Raw genomic sequence first — 14201 nt, 5'->3', positions numbered from 1 at the left:
ACGACAGCTACAACAGCTATGACAGCTTGGAGTTGCGAGACATGACCACCGCGCCCGCCTTCGTCAGCGGCCCCCGCGCCGCGACCGAAGGCGACCCCGCCCCCTACTTCCGTCGCGATCTCGACATCACCCCCGGACTGCGGCGCGCCACGCTGCACGTCACCGGCCTCGGCATCGTCGAGGCGTACGTCAACGGCGCCCGGGTCGGCGACGAAGTCCTGAGCCCTGGCTGGACCTCGTACAAACACCGCGTGGACCTGCGCCGCCACGATGTCACCGGCCTGCTCACCGAAGGCCGCAACACCCTCGGCGCGATCCTCGGCGAGGGGTGGGCCGTCGGACCACTGTCGTGGGAGCTGAAGCGGGGCAGGTACGCCGACCGGCCCGCACTGTACGCACGCCTTGAGCTGGAGTACGCCGACCGCACCGAAGTCATCGGAACGGACGAAGAGTTCCGCGTCGGCGAGGGCGCGGTGCGGGCCAACGGCATTTACCACGGAGAGAGTTATGACGCCCGCCTCGAACCGGCGGGCTGGTGCGAGCCCGGTTTCGACGACACGGCATGGGCCCCCGCGCAGCCCTTCGACTGGGACCTGGGCACACTGGTTCCCGATGCGGCCCCACCGATCCGGCGCATCGAAGAGCTGACGCCGGTCGAGATCCACCGCCGCGACGACGGCCGGTTCGTCGTCGACTTCGGCCAGGTGCTGACCGGGTGGGTGCGAATCACGGTGTCCGGAGAGGCCGGCCGGACCGTCACTCTGCGGCACGCCGAACTACTCACCCCGGATGGCGAGTTGGAGACGGAGACGCTACGCAAGGCGACCGCGACCGACCGCTACACACTGCGCGGGTCGACTGCCGAGGCACCCGAGACGTGGGAGCCTCGGTTCACGTTCCACGGGTTCCGGTACGTCGAAGTGACCGACTGGCCGGGCAACTTGTTGCCGAATGACCTGTCCGCGGTCGTCGTGCACAGCGACATGGCACGCACCGGTTGGTTCTCGTGCTCGAACCAGCAGGTCACCCGACTGCACACCAACACCGTGTGGTCGATGCGCGGGAACTTCGTCGGGGTTCCGACGGACTGCCCACAGCGCGACGAACGGCTCGGCTGGACCGGCGACCTCAACGCCTTCGCGCCCACGGCCGTCTTCCTGTACGACGTGCGTGGAGTGCTCCGGTCCTGGCTCGACGACCTCGCGGCCGAGCAGGCCGAGACCGGCACCGTGCCGTGGACGGTGCCGGACGCCCTGCCGCACCCGTCGTCGGCGGCGGCCCTGTGGAGCGACGTGGCGGTGAACCTGCCCTGGACGCTGTACCAGGAGTACGGCGACGCCGGGATCCTGCGGCGCGCCTACCCCTCGATGGTGGCGCTGGTCGACGAGATCGCCGGCCGGCTCGACGAGCACGGCCTGTGGAGCGAGGGTTTCCAGTTCGGCGACTGGCTCGCCCCGGACGCCCCGGCCGACAACCCGGCCGGCGGCGGGACCGACAGGTACCTCGTCGCGCAGGCCTACCTATGCCGTACGACCCGTCAACTGGCGGACACCGCAGAGGTTTTGGGCGAGAAAGCCGACGCCGTCCGCTGGGCCTCGCTCGCCGAGCGGGTACTGGCGGCCTTCCGCACGGAGTACGTGACACCGGCGGGCCGCCTGGCATGCGAGTCGCAGACCGCCTACGCCCTCGCGATCACGTTCGGGCTGCTCGACGAGAAACAGCGGGCGAAAGCCGGGGCCCGCCTCGCCGCCCTCGTCGAGGAGGCCGGGCACACCATCGCGACCGGGTTCGCCGGCACGCCTCTGGTCACCGACGCCCTGTCGACCACCGGACACCTCGACGTGGCCTACAAGCTGCTGTTGCAGACGCGGTGCCCCTCATTCCTGTACCCGGTCACTCAGGGCGCCACCACTGTGTGGGAGCGGTGGGACTCGATACTGCCCGACGGCCGCGTCAACGCGACCGGCATGACCTCGCTCAACCACTACGCGCTGGGCGCCGTGGCCGACTGGCTGCATCGCGTCGTCGGCGGGCTGCAACGCACATCACCGGGGTGGCGCACGCTACGGGTCGCACCAAAGCCGGGCGGCCGCCTGACGTTCGCGAGCGCCGCGCACGACACTCCGCTCGGGCGCGTGTCGGTCGACTGGCGGGTCCTGGACGGGGAGGTGCACCTCGACGTCGCCGTGCCCGACGAGGCGACAGCCGTCGTCGAACTGCCCCTGCACCCAGAGGCACGCACCGAGGAGATCGGCGGCGGCCGACACACCTGGCGCTACCCGGCGCCCGAAGGCTACGGCGAAGCCGTCCGGCTCACGCTGGACTCCCCGGTCAAGGCCGTCATGGAGGACACGGACACCTGGGCGCGAGTGCGCGAAGTCCTCGCCGCGGCCTACCCGGACATGCCCATCGACGCCGCCGGCACCCACCTCGACGCCGCGCCCCTGACGGCACTGGTGGAGCACTACCCGGGCCCGAAGGACACGCTGCGCGCCGCTTTGCAGGAGGCCCTGCTCCTCGAACCCACGCCCAACCCGTACCCCACGACCTCACCTGGATTCCGCACATGAACTCCCCATCCGAACACGGCCGCACGCCCATCCGTCCGGGCCGCCCCTGGCTCGACACGACCGGCCACCGCATCCAGGCGCACGGCGGGTCGATGATCACCGCGCCCGACGGCACGTTCGTCTGGTACGGCGAGAACAAGGAGCACACGACGCCGGGCAGCGGCGTCTGGCACTGGGGCGTGCGCGCGTATTCCTCCCCCGACCTGGTGCACTGGACCGACCGCGGTCTCATCATCCCGCCGGACACCGACGATCCGGACTCGCCGCTGCACCCCGCGCAGAAGACGGACCGCCCGCACATCCTCTTCAACCCGGCCACCGGGAAGTACGTGTGCTGGCTCAAGGTCATGGGGTCCGGCCCGCACGACCCCCAACGTTCCACGGTGCTCGTGGCCGACGACCTCTTCGGACCATACGAGATCGTCCGCAGCGGCCTCGAACCGCTGGGCATGAGCGCGGGCGACTTCGACCTGGCCGTCGACCCGGTGACCAACCAGGCCTACTACTACTTCGAGAAGGTCCACACCGAGCTGATCTGCGCCGAACTCACCGACGACTACACGGATGTCACCGGCAAGCACTCCTCCCACTTCCCGCACCCCGGCCCGCCGTTCACCCGCGAGGCACCCGCCCACTTCCAACGACACGGAAAGCACTACCTGTTGACGTCCGGAACCACCGGCTACTTCCCCAACCCCACCGAGGCCGCGATCGCCGACGATTTCCACGGCCCCTGGACGGTCCTCGGCGAGACCCACCGCGGAGAGGGCTCCCACACCTCCTTCCGCTCACAGATCAGCTGCGTGTTCCGGCACCCCGGCAAGGAGGACCTCTACATCGCGATGGCCGACCGGTGGATCCCGCAGCTGCCGCCGGGCATGCCGAGCGCCTTCGAAACGCTGGCCGCGATGCAGTCCGGGGACACTCCACCGCGCCGCGCGCCCGACCCCGAACTGGAGGCCCTGATCGCTCAACACGAGGAGAACACCGCGACCGCCGACTACGTGTGGCTGCCGATCCGCTTCGACGGCGACCGTCCCTACCTCGAGTGGACGGACGCCTGGCATCCGGACGACTTCCGCGACATCGCCGGAAGCGTGGCCGTGCCGAACGCGGCGCCCCCGCCCACCCGCTACCGTCCGTAGGTCTTCTTCCAGCGCGCCCGGTGCCGACGGTTGCCCTGGCCACCGCCGTTGACAGCGATCAAGGACGTCAGAGCCGCCCCGCTGTTCCACAGGCCGAGATGGTCGCGATGGACCGCAAGGATGTCGTTGTCGACGGCGAACCTCTCGGACGGTCCGGTGAACCGGGTGGTGGTCACGAAGACGGCGACATCCGCCTTGAAGTGCGTCCGGGCGCCGAGCAGGTCGCGCAGCTCGCGGCTGGGGATGCTGCTGGTCGGCGCGTAGCGCTTGCACTGGATCACCATCGAGCGGCCGTCCGGCAAGCGGCCCACAACGTCCGCGCCGTTGTCCCCGCTGCCGCCGACCCGACGGACCTCGGTGCAGCCGTCGCGTCGACACAGACCGGCGACCAGGTCCTCAAACTGCGTGCCGGTCATCGCGTCCACCTCGACGAGCGTGCGATGGCCGGACTTGACCGCCTCGTTCCGGCGCCAGGCCCTGTCTCCGCTTCGCAGCAGCCGGTCGGTGCGCCACAGCCACCACCCCGTAGCACCCAGCACCCCGGCAACCACCAAGGCGGTCACGTAGATCCAGATGTGCTCCCAGTACACGAGCACGAGGACGACCAGGACCAGGCCGGTCGCCACCGCGGCCCTCAGCCGGGCGGCCCGCCGGTTTCGCGCCGCGGAGCGGCGTGGTCTGCGTCGGACCATGACTCCGCCCCCTCCGACGGTTCCCTTCCCGCAGTGTCCTCAGCACACGAGGGCACGGATAGGCCGCCAATCAGCCACACCGTGAGGCGAAGGCCCAAGCGCCGCCCGGGCTCGCATGAGCAACTCCGCACCCACCCCCGACCATCAGGACCTTGGGGCTCACCACGTCGGCGCGACACCCTCCCGTGCGTTACGCCCGGGAAACCGGAGGCAGCCCCTCCCGGTAACAGGCACTGCATAGGAAAGGCACATCACCCGCGCACGCCACGTGTCACCACCACGTGACATGTGTATACCGCGATACGACGAGGGGCCTTGATGTCACACGAGCCGCGTATACCGAGCCACCTTCCCAGTGCGCCCACCGCCGAGCCCACCGAACTCCCCGCCGTGTACGAGGCGTTGGCGTCCCGGCTCGGGCGGCGCGGGCTGTTGCGCGTCGCGGCGGGGCTCGGCGCGGCCGGTGGAATGGTGGCCATGGGCTCGCATGCCTCCGCGGCGGCGGCGCCCTCCCGTCCCGCCGCCGTCTCCCGCCCCGGGCGCGTCCTGCAACCCGGCAAGGGACCCATCCACGGTCAGCACTATCTGCGTGCCACGCCCGACACCGTCCGCTGGGGCTACGTGCCCGCCCGCGACGCCGAACCCGTACTGCGCATGCGGTCCGGCGAGACACTGACCGTGGATGCCCTCTCGCACGAAGGGCTGCTCGAGGACCAGGGGCGCGACCCGGTCGCCTGGTTCGGGGAGCACGGTGTCGGAAAGGACCAGGTGTTGCGGGACGCGGTCGATCTCGCCCGCGACTACACACGTACGCCCCGCTCCTTCGACACCGACGGCCCGCACGTCGTCCTGGGACCGGTGCACGTGGCGGGCGCCGAGCCCGGCGACGTACTGAAGGTCGAGACACTGTCGCTGCTGCCGCGCGTGCCCTACGGCGTCGTGTCGAGCCGGCACGGCAAGGGCGCCCTGGCCCGTACCCGGGACGGCGGCGCTCCCGACGGCATCACGCTCGACGAGGTCATGCCGCCCGTCGCCGCGGACGGCCGCGCATCCTCCAAGGACCCCGAACAGTACGGAAATGTCTCGGTGTTCACCCCGATCCGCACCGGCGGCGGGGACGGGCACGGCGTGCTGCCCCTCGACGGGCCCGGCGAGGTCACCTTCCCGCTCAACCCGCACATGGGCCTGATGGGCACCGCGTACGCCGACGCCGACTCCCTCACCGACCCGCTCCTGAACTCCATCCCGCCCACCCTCGGTGGCGGCAACATCGACATCCGCCACCTCGGATCCGGATCCGCCTTCTACCTCCCCGTGCACGCCGAGGGCGCCCTCTTCCACACCGGCGACCCGCACTTCGCGATGGGCAACGGCGAGGTGGCGCTGACCGCGCTCGAGGGGTCGCTGCGCACGACGTTCCGGCTCACCGTCTGCAAGCCCGGCTCCGGTGACGCCCCTTCGGTCGCGTACCACTACCCGTTCGGAGAGACCGACGAGGCCTGGCTGCCGATCGGTCTTTCCGATCCGGACGGCGCGGCCGGGGCCAAGGGCCAACTCTCCGACCTGGACGTCGCGATGCGCCGCGCGGTCGTCAACGCCCTCGACTTCCTGCAGTCCGATCTCGGCATGAGCCGCCCGGTGGCGTACGCGTATCTGTCAGCGGCGGCCGACTTCGAGGTGTCCCAGGTCGTCGACCGGACCACCGGGGTGCACGCGGTCATCAGGAAGCAGGACTTCGGGCGGTAGGCCCCCTCACTTCGGGCGGTGGGCCCCCTCCCCCCCATTCCGCCACCTCCTTCCAACACCGCACGACCACACACCAGTTGAGGAGTTTTGTACGCATGCAGGCAGTGAATCGAAGGGGCTTCCTCGCTCTCGCGGCCGCGGCGGGCGCCGGTGCGGTGCTGCCGCTCGGCGCACGCCCCGCCTCCGCGGCAACGCGTCCCGGCGCCGTTGACCACACCGTGTGGCGGGAGTTCGGCACCCCGCTGGTGGCCGCGACCGGGCACGGACCGCTGGCCGGACTCAGTGTCGCCGTCAAGGATCTGTTCGCCGTCGAGGGGCACCGGGTGGGCGCGGGCAATCCCGCATGGCTCGCCGAGAGCCGCCCGCAGGCCACGACCGCCGCGGCCGTCGCCGCCCTGCTCGCGGCGGGCGCCGACATCGCAGGCATCGCCCGCACCGACGAGTTCGCGTACAGCCTGGCCGGCACCAACGGCCACTACGGTACGCCGCCCAACCCCGCGGCCCCCGAACGCATTTCGGGCGGCTCGACCTCCGGGCCCGCCAGCGCCGTCGCCCTCGGACAGGCCGACATCGGCCTCGGCACCGACACCGGCGGCTCGATCCGGATTCCCTCCTCCTACCAGGGCCTGTACGGCATCCGCCCGAGCCACGGCGCGGTGTCCACCGCGGGGTTGCTGCCGCTCGCGCCGTCCTTCGACACGGTCGGGTGGATCGCCCGCGACGCGGACACGCTGCGCACCGCGGGCCGGGTCCTGCTCCCCCGCGCCAAGGGGCCCGTGCCCTCGGGTGCGGTGCTCGCCCAGGACATCGTCGACGTGGCCTCGGCGGAGGTCGCCGCCTCCGTGCGACGGGCGGTGGCCGACTGGCGCGGCGACGCGGATCTGCCGGGGCTACGCAACGTACGGTTCGACGCCGGTGTTCTGCCCGGGTGGGTGCGCGCCTTCCAGACCAAGCAGGGCGTGGAGGCCTGGCGCCAGTGGGGCCCATGGGTGTCCCGCCACTGGGACTCGCTCAACCCCGATGTCCGGGCGCGCTTCGAATCCGCGTCCGCCTATACCTCCGCCGACCTGGCCGCCGCCGAGCGCGTGCTGCGCGAGGCCCGGACCCGCGTCGACGACCTGCTCGGCGACCGGATCCTGCTCCTGCCGTCCGCGTCCTCCGTGGCCCCCACCCGGGAAGAGGCCTCCATCGGCGGCCCCGCCATCGAGGAGACCAGGGCCCAGACCTTCCAACTCACCTGTCTGGCAGGCCTGACGGGCCGCTGCGCCGTCAGCATCCCCATCCGCAGCCGCACCGCTCCGGTGGGCCTCTGCCTCGTGGGGCCGCGGGGCAGCGACCGGCATCTGCTGGATCTCGCGGTGCGGGTGGCGGAGGCCGGGGTCGCCTCTCGGTGACAGCCACTCACCGCGCCGGTCACGGCCCGATGAGAATCGCTCCCCTCTCGGCCCGGTGCGTACCGCCCTCCGCACCGGCCCCACCCACCCTCACAGCAGCGCCGGCGGATGGAACTCCCCCAGCCCCGACTCGCGGTCCCGGTCCAGCCAGTAGCGTCGCGGCTCGGTGAGCATGACGTCCACGCCTGCCTTCACGATGCCCGGCACCTCCGCCAGTTCGTGGTCGATGAACGCCGCCAGAGCCGCCCGGTCGGCGACCAGCCCGGTGCACAGCACGGACAGGTCGCCCGCGACGTGCGCGGTGAGTCGGGTCTGGGGCAGCCGGTCGATGCGGCCCATCACGTCGGACGTCGAACCGGGGGCGACGCGCAGACGCAACAGGAACGGGGTGTCGAACCCCAGCCATTGCGACACCGTCTCGAGCCGCGGCTGGACCCAGCGTTCGTCCAGGACCCGGCGGACGACGCGGTGCGCCGTGGACGTGGCGAGGCCCGCGGCCCGGGCGATGGCGGCGGCGGAGGCCCGTCCGTCCCGCATCAGATGGGCGACCACGGTGCGTTCGGTCTCACTGAGCGGCTTGCCGGGCGGAGCTGCGGTCGCGGTGCCCTCGGGATGGACGCCGGTCAACTCCCTCAGCCCGGCCCGCTCGGAGTCGGTGAGGAAGCCGGGGGCCCAGTTGATGCCCCGGCGCAGTGTGCGCAGTGCGGGCAGCGCATTGACGCGGCGGACACCCGGGACGGAGAACAGCCGGTCGACCGCCTCGCCCGTAGCCGCTTCGGACGGGGCGTGCACCACCGCGTAGAGCGGATGGTCGCCGGAGATCTGCGCCAGGTGCTGGAGATGGGGCAGGCCACGGAGCCGCTCCAGGACGGCCAGCGGAGTGGCGCCGGTGACGTCCAGGAACACATGGACCGGCATCGCCGTGGAGTGCATGCCCCAGGCGGCCTGCCCGATGACACGCGCCATCCCGGCCTCGTGCAGCCGGTCGAAGCGCCGCTTGAGAGTGCCCGCGTCGGCGGCCAGCACCGCGCCGATGTCGTCCCACGTCGCCCGGGGCGCCAGGTGGAGCGCCCCGATGAGGCGTCGGTCGAGCTCGTCGAGCGACGGCGAAGCCATGTGCGTCATGTGGGTCATGCGGCCCCCTATGGATGCAGATTAATCCCGATGTTACGCGCGACCTCTAGAGAATCTCTTATTCCACTGCCATGGTGTGCGACAACGTCCCCTTACGGAACGCCTCCCACCGGCTCCCCCACTGCCGGCACCTCGTGTCCCCGTCCCCACCCCTGACCGTGTGAAGAGGCCCCATGAGTTCCCTCACCACCGAGACCCGGCCGACCGAGCCGCCCTCGCGCATGCTGCGCGTCGCGTTCCGCTCCTTCGCGGCGATCGAGAAGGTCGGCAACAAACTCCCCAACCCCTTCTGGCTGTTCTGGATCCTGGCCGGTGTCGTCATCGTCCTCAGCGCGGTACTCGCGTCGGTCGGCGTCAGCACCACACACCCGGGCACCGGCGACACCATCGCGGTACGCAGCCTGCTCAGCAAAGCGGGCGTCACGGAAATGATCGAGGGGGCCGTCGACAACTTCGCGTCGTTCCCGCCGCTCTCCACGATCCTCATCGTCGGCTTCGGCATCTCGATCGCCCAGGCGAGCGGCCTGTTCACGGCGACACTGCGCCGCATGGTCGCCCGGGTGCCCGCCCGGTACCTCACCTTCGCGCTGTCGATGACGGCGATGGTCGGCCATGTCGCGGGCGACGCCGCGTACGTCACGCTGATCCCGCTCGGAGCGCTCATCTACCGCGCCGCGGGCCGCAGTCCGGTCCTCGGCTGCATCGTCGCGTACGTCTCCGTATCCGCCGGTTACGACGCCTCGCCGGTGATCACGACGACCGACACACTCCTCTCGTCGATCTCCACCGCGGCCGCCCACACCATCGACGCGGACTACCACGTCACCCCGATCGCCAACTACTTCTTCGCCCTCGGCTCGTCCGTCCTCGTAGCCCTGGTGATCGCGCTCGTCGTGGACAAGGTCATCGCCAAGCGCTCCGACCTCGAGCCCGACGAACCGGTCACCGCACTGAGCGCCAAGGAACTGAAGGAGATCGGGACAACTCCCCAGCAGCGCCGCGCACTTCGGGCAACCGGTTTGACCGCACTCGGCTTCATAGCGGTCGTGGCAGCAGGCATGATTCCCGAGAACTCGCCTCTGCGCGGCAAGGGCGGCTCCCTCGTGGAGTCCCCGGTGGTCACGGGAATGTCGATCGTCCTGTTCGTCTTCTTCGCCCTGCTCGGCTGGGTCTACGGGAAGGCCTCCGGGACCTTCGCCCGCCCCCGCGATGTCGTCGACGGGCTGGTCGAGGGCACGCGCACGTACGCGCCGATCCTCGTCCTGTTCTTCGCGATATCCCAGTTCCTCGCGTACTTCCAGTGGACGAACATCGGCAACGTCATCGCCGTCGAGGGCGCCCGAACCCTCAAGGACCTGCAGCTCAGCGGCTGGAGCGTGCTGGTCGGCATCGCCGTCCTGATCACCTTCATGAACCTCGTCATCACCAGCGGCTCGGCGCTGTGGGCACTCGCCGCGCCCATCCTGATCCCGATGCTGATGCTCATCGGCATCAGCCCCGAGGTCACCCAGGCCATCTACCGCGTCGCCGACTCGGTCACCAACTGCGTCACCCCGATGAGCCCGTACTTCGCGATGGCGCTCGGCTTCATCCAGCAGCACAAGAAGTCCGCGGGCATCGGCACACTCGCCTCCTTCACCATCCCGATCGCCGCCGTCATCTGGATCGTCTGGGTCGCGTTCTTCGTGGCGTGGTACCTGCTCGGCATCCCGTTCGGCATCGGCTGACCCGCACCCGCCCGTACGTACAAGAACCCGCACAACACCCCGCACGGAAAAGAGAGTTCACCATGACAGCGTCCCCCGCCGGCACCACCACATCCGCCACCACCACCTCCGGCACCATCACCGCTCACGCCCTCACCGGCCGCGCCGAACAGGCCTCGTCCCTCATCGTCGAGGACATCCTCGCGCTCGTGGGCCAGGAGACCAGCAGCTACGACCTGCCCGCCCTCTCCGAGGGCCTCGACCTGCTGCGGGACCTGGCCGTACAGCGCCTCGGAGAGCCCGACCACGAGCAGCGTCACCCCGGCGGCGCGTGCGGCGACATCCTCACCCTGACCTATACGGGCACCGCCCCCGGCCACGTCGCGCTCATCGGCCACTACGACACCGTCTGGCCGACGGGCACGCTCGCGACCTGGGAGGGCTGGGAGCAGCCGCACAAGGGGCCCGAGGGCCGCGAGCGGCTCAGCGGTCCCGGCATCTTCGACATGAAGACCGGTCTGGCGCAGGGTATTTGGGCCCTCAAGCTGGCCCGCGAGAGCGGTGCCCCCGTGCCCACCGTGACCTTCCTCTTCAACGGCGACGAGGAGATCGGCTCCCTCTCCTCGCGCCCGGTGATCGAGGAGACCGCACAGAACGTCGACGCCACGCTGGTCCTCGAACCCTCCGCACACGGTGCGGTCAAGACCTCCCGCAAGGGCTCCGCCATCTTCAAGGTGACGGCCACCGGCATCGAATCGCATGCCGGTCTCGCGCCACAGGACGGGGCGAGCGCCGTCACCGCGCTGGCGGAGTTCGTCCTCGCGGCAACGAGGATCGCCCGCCCCGACGCCGGTACGACCATCAACCCCGGCCTCTTCCACGGCGGTTCGGGCACCAACGTGGTTGCGGGCAAGGCCACCGCCGGCATCGACATCCGGGTCACCAGCGAGGCCGAACAGGCCCGAGTGGACGCCGAGTTCAGCGCCATCACCGTGAGCGACCCGCGCGTGGACATCACCATCGCCCGCGACTGGAACCGCCCTCCGATGACCTTGGGCCCCGCCTCCGCCCCGCTGCTCACCCTCGCCCGCGAGGTCGCCGCCGAACAGGACCGGGAGCTCCCCGACACGGCGGTCGGCGGCGCCAGCGACGCCAACTTTGTCGCGGCGCTTGGCCTGCCGGTGCTGTGCGGGATGGGCGCGGTGGGCGACGGGGCGCACGCGCAGGGCGAGTTCATCTACCCGGACACGGTGCCCGCGCAGACGGCGCTGGTGGCGGGGCTGTTGACGCGGCTGGCGCGGGGGCTTGCGGACGGCTGAGCCACCCACCGACGGGAAGCCCCCTTGGCGTCTTCGTAGCCCCTAACCAGAGTTGTCGGCCGCCGTCGCCTGCCACGCCCCCGGCCGTTGGCCTGTGGCCTTGCGGAAGAAGACCGAGAAGTTGGATGCGTCGGGGAAGCCGAGTGTGTCGGCGCAGCGGGCGGCGCTGAGCCGGTCGTGCGCGAGGAGGCGTTTGGCTTCCAGGACGATCCGTTCGACGATGTACGCCTTCGCGGTGCGGCCGGTGGCCTCCTGCACCGCTCGTGAGAGGGTGCGGGGCGCGTATCCCAGGGCGCGGGCGTAGTAGCCGGCGTCGTGGTGTTCGCGGAAGTTCGCTTCGACGCTGGAGCGGAACAGTCGGAACACCTGGTGTGTGGAGCGTGCTTCGGCGTGTGGTGGGCGCAGCCGGGTGATGAGCGCGGAGAGCAGGATGGCAGGCAGCTCCGTCGAGAAGTCACCGTATGAGGCGGAGGCCTCGAGGAGCAGGTGGTTGCGCGCCGTGTCGACGAACGGCCAGTCGGTGTCGGGGATGCTCCAGTGCGCGGCCAGGTCCGGGGACGCGACCAGTTCCCGGGTGGCGTGGGTGACCGGCGCGGTCGGCACGAACAGCACGAGGTGCCCTGCCACACCGGCGATGTCGTCCCACCGGTGGACCGCGCCGGGAGGAATCCACACCGCGGACCGCTTCTTCAGCGGGTGGTGGAGGAAGTCGACCGTGACCGAGCCGGGTCCGGCGTCGATGACGGCGAGGACATGGAAGTCGGCGCGCTGCGTGCCGCCGTCGTTCAGCTCGCGCAGGCGGTCGAACGTCATCGTCTCGACCGCGGCGGCGCGGTGCCTCACGGGCTGGTAGGTCATCTGCCGGATCACGCTCACGTGTCCATTTTCCACCATGGGGCGACCAGTTCCGCTGATGATCCGTCCGCATGCGGAAGTTTCAATGATTTCGCAGGGCAATCGCCCGCACAGATCATCGACCGGAAGAGTCATCATGGCCACGACGCAGCAGACGCATCTGCCCACTTACAACCATCGGCCGGGCGCCGGCCCGACCCTGGTGTTCCTGCACTATTGGGGTGGTTCCGCCCGCACCTGGGACCTCGTCGTCGACCGCCTGGCGGGCCGGGACGTGCTCACACTCGACTTCCGCGGGTGGAGCCGGTCGAGCGCTCTGCCCGGCCCGTACACCCTCGATCAGCTCGCCGACGACACGCTCGCCGTGCTCAACGATGCGGGGATCACCGACTACGTCCTGGTGGGGCATTCGATGGGCGGCAAGGTCGCACAGCTGGTCGCGGCCACCCGGCCCGCCGGCCTGCGCGGCATCGTCCTCGTCGGCTCAGGACCGGCCAGGCCCGCCGCACACATCACCCCCGAGTACCAGGAAGCCTTGTCGCACGCCTACGACTCCGCCGAGTCCGTGGCCGGGGCACGCGATCACGTCCTCACCGCGACGGAGTTGCCCGATCCGGTCAAGGCGCGGATCGTGACCGATTCGCGGACCACCACGGACGCCGCCCGCACCGAGTGGCCGCTGCACGGCATCGCGCAGGACATCACCGAGCACACGCGCATGGTCTGCGTGCCCGCTCTCGTCGTCGCCGGAGAACACGACCAGGTGGAGCCCGTCGACGTACTCCGCGACAACCTGGTGCCCTACCTCTCCCAGGCCGATTTCGTGGTGATCCCGCGCACCGGTCACCTGATCCCGCTGGAGGCCCCGGCCGACCTCGTAGCCGCCATCACCACGTTCGCACCGGCAGCCTGACGGCCCCCCGCGGCCCGACGAAGTGACCGTACGGCCGTTGATTCGCGGGCGGCCGCTACGGCCGGGTGAAGGTCATGTGCGTGACGCCCCCGGGCGTTGTCACGGACTCGGTCCGGAAGCGCTTCTCGAGTCCTTCGAGTCCGTCCCACAGGCGCTCGCCACGGCCCAGAACGATCGGGACGACGGCGATGTGCAGATGATCGACGAGGTCCTCGGCGAGGAACTCGCGGACCGTGGTCGGCCCGCCACCGATCCGCACGTCCAAGTCGCCCGCGGCCTCACGCGCCTGACGGAGTGCCTCCTGCGGCGTCGCGTCGATGAAGTGGAACGTGGTGCCGCCCTCCATCTCCACCGAGGGGCGGGGGTGGTGGGTCAGGACGAACACCGGGGTGTGGAAGGGCGGATTGGGTCCCCACCAGCCCTTCCAGTCCTCGTTCTCCCACGGCCCACGCTGGGCGCCGAACTTGTTGCGGCCCATGATCTCCGCGCCGATACCGGCATCCCAGGTGCCGGCGAAGGCGTCGTCGACCCCGGTGCTCCCGCCCGGCTTGCCCAGCATGTGCTGGAAGGTCCTGGTCGGGAAGAACCACTCGTGGAGCCGCTCGCCGGCGTGGCCGAACGGAGCCTCGAGGCTCTGCCCTTCGCCAGTGGCGAATCCGTCGATGGAGATGGAGAAGTTGTGAACCCTCACGCGGGACATTGCACCGACTCCTGCCGTCGAGGCGAT

The 14201-nt window shown here is 70.5% G+C and carries 11 protein-coding genes; 7 read left to right on the top strand and 4 right to left on the bottom strand.

The genetic code is table 11. The annotated features are described in order from the left end of the window. Window positions 1–41 precede the first annotated feature (41 nt). Both ACYSUO_RS08155 and ACYSUO_RS08150 read left to right on the top strand, forming a co-directional pair. Window positions 42–2570 (top strand): alpha-L-rhamnosidase, encoded by a 2529-nt coding sequence (locus ACYSUO_RS08155; protein ID WP_461775360.1) that lies wholly within the window; start codon window positions 42–44, stop codon window positions 2568–2570. Next, window positions 2567–3715: a family 43 glycosylhydrolase gene (locus tag ACYSUO_RS08150; RefSeq protein ID WP_461775359.1), complete on the top strand. Its 1149-nt coding sequence runs from the start codon at window positions 2567–2569 to the stop codon at window positions 3713–3715. Before ACYSUO_RS08155 ends, ACYSUO_RS08150 begins: the two co-directional genes overlap by 4 nt. Here ACYSUO_RS08150 and ACYSUO_RS08145 read toward each other — a convergent pair. After that, window positions 3703–4407, bottom strand: a complete 705-nt coding sequence (locus tag ACYSUO_RS08145; RefSeq protein WP_461775358.1) for a restriction endonuclease — start codon at window positions 4405–4407, stop codon at window positions 3703–3705. The genes ACYSUO_RS08150 and ACYSUO_RS08145 overlap by 13 nt on opposite strands. Before the next feature lie 318 nt (window positions 4408–4725). On the opposite strand from ACYSUO_RS08145, the gene ACYSUO_RS08140 reads away from it, so the two are divergent. Further along, entirely contained in the window at window positions 4726–6153 is a 1428-nt protein-coding gene (locus ACYSUO_RS08140) for an acetamidase/formamidase family protein (RefSeq protein ID WP_461775357.1), read from the top strand. A 95-nt stretch (window positions 6154–6248) separates the two neighbouring features. Beyond that, entirely contained in the window at window positions 6249–7547 is a 1299-nt protein-coding gene (locus ACYSUO_RS08135) for an amidase family protein (protein WP_461775356.1), read from the top strand. Window positions 7548–7637: 90 nt separating this feature from the next. Here ACYSUO_RS08135 and ACYSUO_RS08130 read toward each other — a convergent pair whose 3' ends face one another. Further along, on the bottom strand, window positions 7638–8663 hold the full coding sequence (locus ACYSUO_RS08130; RefSeq protein WP_461775502.1) for an AsnC family transcriptional regulator: 1026 nt from the start codon (window positions 8661–8663) through the stop codon (window positions 7638–7640). 191 nt (window positions 8664–8854) lie between these two features. Between ACYSUO_RS08130 and ACYSUO_RS08125 the strand changes: the two genes are divergently transcribed. Both ACYSUO_RS08125 and ACYSUO_RS08120 read left to right on the top strand, forming a co-directional pair. Further along, entirely contained in the window at window positions 8855–10408 is a 1554-nt protein-coding gene (locus ACYSUO_RS08125; RefSeq protein ID WP_461775355.1) for an AbgT family transporter, read from the top strand. 62 nt (window positions 10409–10470) lie between these two features. Next, the gene (locus ACYSUO_RS08120) at window positions 10471–11706 is read left to right on the top strand and encodes a M20 family metallopeptidase (protein ID WP_461775354.1); all 1236 of its coding nucleotides are present in this window, start codon (window positions 10471–10473) and stop codon (window positions 11704–11706) included. Window positions 11707–11748: 42 nt separating this feature from the next. On the opposite strand, the gene ACYSUO_RS08115 is transcribed toward ACYSUO_RS08120, so the two are convergent. Then, a complete protein-coding gene (locus ACYSUO_RS08115; protein ID WP_461775353.1) occupies window positions 11749–12582 on the bottom strand; it encodes a helix-turn-helix domain-containing protein in 834 nt (277 codons plus the stop codon). Between the two features lie 115 nt (window positions 12583–12697). Between ACYSUO_RS08115 and ACYSUO_RS08110 the strand changes: the two genes are divergently transcribed. Beyond that, window positions 12698–13474, top strand: a complete 777-nt coding sequence (locus tag ACYSUO_RS08110) for an alpha/beta fold hydrolase (protein ID WP_461775352.1) — start codon at window positions 12698–12700, stop codon at window positions 13472–13474. Window positions 13475–13529: 55 nt separating this feature from the next. On the opposite strand, the gene ACYSUO_RS08105 is transcribed toward ACYSUO_RS08110, so the two are convergent. Further along, window positions 13530–14174 carry a dihydrofolate reductase family protein gene (locus ACYSUO_RS08105; protein ID WP_461775351.1) on the bottom strand — a complete coding sequence of 215 codons (645 nt, stop codon included), beginning with the start codon at window positions 14172–14174 and terminating at the stop codon, window positions 13530–13532. Between the last annotated feature and the right edge of the window lie 27 nt (window positions 14175–14201).

This window comes from Streptomyces sp. UC4497 (assembly GCF_054871485.1).
This window is presented reverse-complemented; position numbering and strand designations above follow the sequence as displayed.

What these genes read in the sequence shown, in the direction of transcription:
- ACYSUO_RS08140 (WP_461775357.1), top strand. Translation starts at nt 4,726, where the DNA reads ATGTCACACGAGCCGCGTATACCGAGCCACCTTCCCAGTGCGCCCACC.
- ACYSUO_RS08145 (WP_461775358.1), bottom strand. Translation starts at nt 4,407, where the DNA reads ATGGTCCGACGCAGACCACGCCGCTCCGCGGCGCGAAACCGGCGGGCC.
- ACYSUO_RS08135 (WP_461775356.1), top strand. Translation starts at nt 6,249, where the DNA reads ATGCAGGCAGTGAATCGAAGGGGCTTCCTCGCTCTCGCGGCCGCGGCG.
- ACYSUO_RS08120 (WP_461775354.1), top strand. Translation starts at nt 10,471, where the DNA reads ATGACAGCGTCCCCCGCCGGCACCACCACATCCGCCACCACCACCTCC.
- ACYSUO_RS08110 (WP_461775352.1), top strand. Translation starts at nt 12,698, where the DNA reads ATGGCCACGACGCAGCAGACGCATCTGCCCACTTACAACCATCGGCCG.
- ACYSUO_RS08130 (WP_461775502.1), bottom strand. Translation starts at nt 8,663, where the DNA reads ATGGCTTCGCCGTCGCTCGACGAGCTCGACCGACGCCTCATCGGGGCG.
- ACYSUO_RS08150 (WP_461775359.1), top strand. Translation starts at nt 2,567, where the DNA reads ATGAACTCCCCATCCGAACACGGCCGCACGCCCATCCGTCCGGGCCGC.
- ACYSUO_RS08155 (WP_461775360.1), top strand. Translation starts at nt 42, where the DNA reads ATGACCACCGCGCCCGCCTTCGTCAGCGGCCCCCGCGCCGCGACCGAA.
- ACYSUO_RS08105 (WP_461775351.1), bottom strand. Translation starts at nt 14,174, where the DNA reads ATGTCCCGCGTGAGGGTTCACAACTTCTCCATCTCCATCGACGGATTC.
- ACYSUO_RS08125 (WP_461775355.1), top strand. Translation starts at nt 8,855, where the DNA reads ATGAGTTCCCTCACCACCGAGACCCGGCCGACCGAGCCGCCCTCGCGC.